Origin of the sequence: Nocardia sp. NPDC060220 (assembly GCF_042727815.1) — a bacterium.
Classification (GTDB): domain Bacteria; phylum Actinomycetota; class Actinomycetes; order Mycobacteriales; family Mycobacteriaceae; genus Nocardia.
Genome location: NZ_JBHWZY010000433.1, coordinates 1 through 5,769 on the forward strand (window position 1 = coordinate 1; position 5,769 = coordinate 5,769).

5 protein-coding genes and 1 pseudogene are annotated in these 5,769 nt (G+C 67.8%); 4 read left to right on the forward strand and 2 right to left on the reverse strand.

What is annotated here, in order from left to right; genetic code table 11:
- A partial coding sequence (locus ACFWF3_RS21630) for a hypothetical protein (RefSeq protein WP_379315034.1) occupies positions 1-387 on the reverse strand: 387 nt, incomplete at its 3' end.
- A gap of 114 nt (positions 388-501) precedes the next feature.
- On the opposite strand from ACFWF3_RS21630, the gene ACFWF3_RS21635 reads away from it, so the two are divergent.
- A complete protein-coding gene (locus ACFWF3_RS21635; RefSeq protein ID WP_378996022.1) occupies positions 502-966 on the forward strand; it encodes a polyketide cyclase in 465 nt (154 codons plus the stop codon).
- Between the two features lie 49 nt (positions 967-1,015).
- On the opposite strand, the gene ACFWF3_RS21640 is transcribed toward ACFWF3_RS21635, so the two are convergent.
- Positions 1,016-1,846 (reverse strand): SAM-dependent methyltransferase, encoded by an 831-nt coding sequence (locus tag ACFWF3_RS21640; protein ID WP_379315035.1) that lies wholly within the window; start codon positions 1,844-1,846, stop codon positions 1,016-1,018.
- 183 nt (positions 1,847-2,029) lie between these two features.
- On the opposite strand from ACFWF3_RS21640, the gene ACFWF3_RS21645 reads away from it, so the two are divergent.
- The 3 genes and pseudogenes from ACFWF3_RS21645 to ACFWF3_RS21655 form a co-directional block, all read left to right on the forward strand.
- Positions 2,030-3,448, forward strand: a complete 1,419-nt coding sequence (locus ACFWF3_RS21645) for an MFS transporter (protein WP_379315036.1) — start codon at positions 2,030-2,032, stop codon at positions 3,446-3,448.
- A gap of 44 nt (positions 3,449-3,492) precedes the next feature.
- Complete coding sequence (locus ACFWF3_RS21650) at positions 3,493-5,085, forward strand: protein kinase (RefSeq protein ID WP_379315037.1); 1,593 nt, start codon at positions 3,493-3,495, stop codon at positions 5,083-5,085.
- A pseudogene (locus tag ACFWF3_RS21655) lies at positions 5,082-5,769 on the forward strand (hypothetical protein); the annotation flags it as partial. The gene ACFWF3_RS21650 and the pseudogene ACFWF3_RS21655, both read left to right, overlap by 4 nt.

The following is a 5,769-nucleotide window of genomic DNA, read 5'->3' on the forward strand; positions in this document are numbered from 1 at the left end:
GGACACCTCCGATGTGCCGGGCCCAGCTGCCGTCACCTCGACCCCGACCTCCACGGTGACCGTCGCCATGACTCCGACTGACACGTCGACGATCACGGTGACAGCCGATCCGAGCACGGTGACGACGTCTGCTGATCCCTCGACCGTCACCGTCACTTCCACCACAGTGCCGGGCACCACCACGACGGCACCGCCCGGCAGCACGACAACAACCGATCCGCCGAGTTCGACCACGACATCCCGGTCACCGGCGATATCCACGACACCGGCGGCGCCGACGACCACATCGGCGCGGTCGACAACGACCACGTCGCCGACGACGACCATGCCCCCGCCCACGACGAAGCCGCCGCGTCCGACTCCATCGATCGCCCGCCCACCGGCCACCTCACCGAGGTGACGGCAGCGGGACGATCGGACCTGCCGCGCACGCGTAGCCGTCCGGTTCAGCTGGCGTCAGTGGCGGACCGCATCGACGCCGAGTGTGCGAGGGTGGACGACATGACGGTAGAACGGTTCGAAGTGCAGCGGCAGGTCCCCGCGTCACCCTCGGAAATCTTCACACTGCTGTGTTCCCCCGAAGGGCACGTAGCGATCGACAGTTCGGGCATGCTGCAATCGGCGGAGGGCAAGCCCGTCACCGGCGTCGGCGACGAGTTCATCGTGCACATGGATCGTGAGTCCCTCAACGATTTCCCGATGGGCAAATACGACGTCACAGTGATCATCACCGAGTTCGAGCAGGACAAGCATCTCGAGTGGACGATCTCGGGCGCCATCCAACCGCCGATCGAGCACCTGTACGGATATCGCCTCGAGCCCAGCGACATCGGCACCCTGGTCACCTCGTACTACGACTGGAGCAGGATCGCGCCCCGCTACCGCGAAGCAGCTATCTTCCCGATCATTCCCGAGTCCGCGCTGCGGGCCACTCTCGGCATTCTCGCCCGCACCATCAAGAAATAACCCAGCGCCCCGAAAGGTAGCGCCGGGAACTCGGATCCGGATCGCGGCGCTAGGGTTTGCGGCCGACGCCGCCGACGATGCAGTTGCGGACGTCGGAGAGGGGGGTGAGGTGGGGGCCGTCGGACCACCAGTCGTCGCAGCGGACGAGGCCGGGTTCGACCATGTCGAGGGTGCCGAACATGGCTTGGATTTCGTCGCGGGTGCGGAAGCGGCCGCTACCCATCGGGCTGTGGATGAACTTCTCTTCCATTTTCCGGGCCAGCTCACTGTATTCGGCGGTTTCCGGGTCGTGGAAGTGGGCGATCGCGACGAACGAGCCCGAGGGCAATGCGTCGATGTAGGTCTGCATGAGGGCGGGGCCGTCGTCGCCGAGATAGTGGTGCAGGGTGCCGATGTGGAACAGCGCCAGCGGGCGGGTGAAGTCGAGTTCGCGGCGGACCGTCTCGTTGCCGAGAACTTCCAGGGGGCGGAAGATGTCGGCTTCGGCGATGCGGGTGCGGCTGTTGCTGGCCAGTAATGCCTGCGCGTGGACGAGCACCGACGGGTCGTTGTCGACATAGACGACCTTGGACTGAGGGTTCACCCGCTGGACCACCTGGTGGGTGTTCTCCGCGGTGGGCAGACCCGATCCGAGGTCGAGGAACTGGTCGATGCCCGCCCTGGCCAGGAATCGGCAGGTGCGGATCAGGAAGTCACGGTTGGCCCAGGCCAGGTCGTTGACCTGCGGAGCGACGGTGCGGACCTGGTCCAGCACTGCGCGATCCACGTCGTAGTTGTCCTTGCCGTTGAGTGCGGCGTCGTAGACACGCGCGATACTCGCACGGGTGGTGTCCACCCCGACCGGAACAGCGCTGGGGTAGGCGGCAGAAGAATGCGACATCGGGAGCGCCTTTCGAGCATCGGAGCCAACTGGACGAATCAAGCCTAGAGCATCGGTTACGTTGGCAGACAGGCTATTCCGACTCCATCCGGGGCAGGCCGCGAGCGGGGTATCGGGAGTACCCGTATCGGTGGGCTCCTATTCATCCTGTGCATCCGGTCCCAGGATCTGAGCATGATCCAGATGCTCAAACCAGCCCCGGTGCCCGATTCGGTGGTGGGCAGGCGGTCGATCGCCGTGCTCGTCGTCATCCTCACCGGCCAGTTCATGACGGTGCTCGACGGCTCCATCGTCAATGTCGCCATTCCGTCCATTCGGTCGAGCCTCGACACCGGTGGGGCCGCACTGCAATTGATCGTCGCCGGGTATGTGATCGCGTACGCGGTGTTGCTGATCGGCGGTGCGCGCCTGGGTGATCGGTTCACGCAGCGACGCACCTTCATCGCGGGGCTGGCGGGGTTCACCCTGGCGTCACTCGCGTGTGGACTGGCATGGAACGAGCTGTCGCTCATCGTGTTCCGGTTCGGTCAGGGCGTCGGGGCGGCCGCGATGGCGCCACAGGTGATGACGTTGATCCAGCGCACGTTCGCCGGGGCGGCGCGAGCCAGAGCCCTGAGTATCTATGCGGCGATCGTCTCCGGTGGCCTGCTGGCGGGCCAGATTCTCGGCGGATTGATCGTCGACGCCGATCTGGGCGGCACCGGTTGGCGTGGGGTGTTCCTGGTGAATGTGCCGATCGGCATCGCACTGCTGGTGCTGGCTCCACGTGTCCTCCCGGTCACCGTCGCCCGCACCGATCGAACGGTCGACGGGCTGGGCTTGGTGACGCTCACGGCCACCGTGTTGTTGCTGGTCGTGCCGCTGGTGCTCGGCCGGGAGCTCGGGTTTCCGCGGTGGTCGTGGCTGTGTCTCGGAGCGGGTGTGCTCGGGCTGGCGGTGTTCGTTGTGGTCGAGCGGGCGGTCGCCGGGCGCGGCCGCGATCCCCTGTTCGCGCCGCAGGCGCTCGGCGCGCCCGGTCTGCTCGCGACTGCCGCCACCCTGCTCATGGTGATGGGGACCTTCGGCGGCTGGCTGTTCGTGAGCGCCATCCACATGCAGAGCGACCTCGGCTACAGCGCGCTGCGGGCGGGCATGCAGTTCTTGCCGATGGGTGCGGCGTTCGCCGTGGCCGGACTGTCCTGGCAGCGCGTTCCGGCCACGCTGCACGCGAGGATGATTCCGTTCGGGCTGGTGATGAGCGCGGCCTCGCTGGGCTGGCTCGCGTGGCTGCTGGGCGACGGCGCGGGTATCGGTATCGCGGCGTCGATCGCGTTCGGGGTCTTCGGTCTCGGTAACGGGCTGGCGTTCAGCCCGTTGATGACACGGGCATTGGCCGCGGTACCGGTGACACTCGCCGCCGACGCCAGCGGCATTCTCGTCACCAGCGTGCAACTGGGGACCGTGGTCGGGATCGCGAGCATCGGGTCGGTGTTCTTCGAACTGGTGGGAGCGACCGCGTCATCGGCGGCCGGCGCGGTCGCGGTCGTGCATCTGATCTGCGCGGCGATCACGCTCGTCGCCGCCGTCTCGGCGGCACTGGCTGTGCGCGGGATCCGCCGCTGAGCGTGCTGATCGCGGCGCCACCGGTCCTGAGCTAGCGTGACACCATGCACGAGCTCAGGGCCGGTGACCTTTTCGCCGGCTATCGGATCGAGCGGGTGCTCGGGGCGGGCGGGATGGGGAGTGTGTACGCCGCCCGGCACCCGCGGTTGCCGCGTCTGGTCGCGGTGAAATTGCTGCACTCCTCGTATTCGGCGGATCCGGTGTTCCGGGGTCGATTCGAGCGCGAGGCCGATCTCGCGGGGCGCCTCGATCATCCGAATATCGTGGCGATCCACGACTGCGGAAACGAGAACGGGCGGCTGTGGATCGCGATGCAGTACGTCGCGGGCAGCGACGCGGAAACGGCGCTGCGCACAGGGGCTGTGGCACCGCGGCGGGCGTTGCACATCGCACGGTCGACGGCGGACGCGCTCGATTGCGCGCACACGACCGGGCTCCTGCATCGCGATGTCAAACCCGCCAATATTCTGCTGAGCGAGAGCGCGGGCGGCAGCGGTGAGCGGGTGCTGCTCACCGATTTCGGCATCGCGAAGGCAGTCGACGAGGGCACAGCGCTGACCGAGACCGGCACATTGGTCGCGACGCTGCGCTACGCGGCGCCCGAACAGCTCGACGGGCGCACCGCGGGCGCGCGGTCGGACCAGTATTCGTTGGCGTGCACGCTGTTTCACCTGCTCGCGGGGCGCCCACCGTTTACCGCGACCCATGCGGGGGCGTTGATCGGTGCGCATCTGATGCAGCCGGTGCCGCGGATCAGCGAGATCGCGGCGGGCATGCCCGCTGCGATGGACGCGGTGTTCGCGCGCGCCCTCGCCAAGGATCCCGATCATCGATTCCCCAGTTGTGCGGCGATGGTCGCGGCGGCGTCCACGGCCCTGACCACCGGAACCGCTCCAGCTCGTCCGATGACCGGCCCCGTCGGACCGGCTCAGCCGATCGACCACTTGGTGCGAGGGCCACAGGTCAGCAGGGTAGGCCCAGACGCGGTAGCTGGGACCGGCGTCGCGGGCAACCCGACGTTCGGTGCCGGCAATCGGGCCGAGCTCGACACCGCCACTCGTGCTGGAGCGCGTCGCCGGAACGCCGGGTGGTGGGTAGCGGGCGCACTCGGGGCGGTCGCCATGATCGCGATCGGAACTGTGGTCCTGTCGATCCGAGATTCCGGGAGCACCGGCGCCGTTCCGACGAGCGCAACGGTCGCGCCGCCCACCACCGTCGACGCGTGGGCGGCGGCGCGGCCCACGATCGCGATGTTCCCCGACTTGCTGCCCGCGAGTCCCGACAGTGCAGGGTATCGGGAACTGCGGTGCAGTTTCGCGACGAAGAGCGCGGAGGCGATGTGGGATACGGGGTTCGACTGCACCGACCGCGAAGGACTGCACGTGCAGGTGATGGCACACAAGGATTCCGGGACCGTCGAACGGTTCGTCGCGACCCTGCCCGCCGGGGCGACCCAGCAGCCGCGGTCGCGGTACGGCAGACCGCTGACAGTGCACAGTTTCAACGGCTCCACCGGACCATGGCTGCTGGTGCGATTCGACGCCGCGCCGTATTCGACTGTGCTGCTCCAGGTGTACTGGAAGGGCCACACCCATCAGGAGATGATCGACCAATGGTTGAGCACCGCACCTCTGTGACCGCACGACTGGCGCTGGGCTCGCTCGCCGTTCTGCTCGTCGGCTGCGGCGCCGTCGAGGGCACCGCGACGCCGGGTGAGATCGATGTCCGCCCCCTCGGCGTGGGCAGTTATACGACGGCGCCCGCCGATATCGAGGCGGGCCGAAAGTCCACGGACGGGCCGATTCTGGAAGGGCTGCGGATGGCGGGCGCGGTGGTGTTGCCGCACGAGGTCGATCCGGCGCTGACCCACAGCTGGGGCACCGATGTCCTGGACACCCCACGGCGGGCTTCGGACACCTCGGCGATCTCGAATGTGAATCTTCCCGTGCTGGAACGGCATCGGATGATCGTGGCCTTCGACGTCGCCGAGGGCAGCCAAGCCTTCGACAAGGCGAAACCGGCGATCGAGACCGACGCGCGGATCACCAGGGTGGTGCTGGCGCGGTTTCCCGGCGCGAAGACCGCCGAGGAGGCGGCGCGGGAACTCGAGGCGACCGATTTCCGGGTGAGTCCGGACAATCAGCCGGTGGCGATCCCCGGTTACGCTGCCGCACACGCGCATTGGCGGCCCGGCATCAAGACGATCGGTGCCACCTTCGCCCACGGCGAGATCGTGGTGAGTATGTTCCTCCAGCATCCCTCGCCCGACATCGACGCGCTGGCCACACGCGTCGCGGCCGTCCTCGATGCCCAGATCGCCC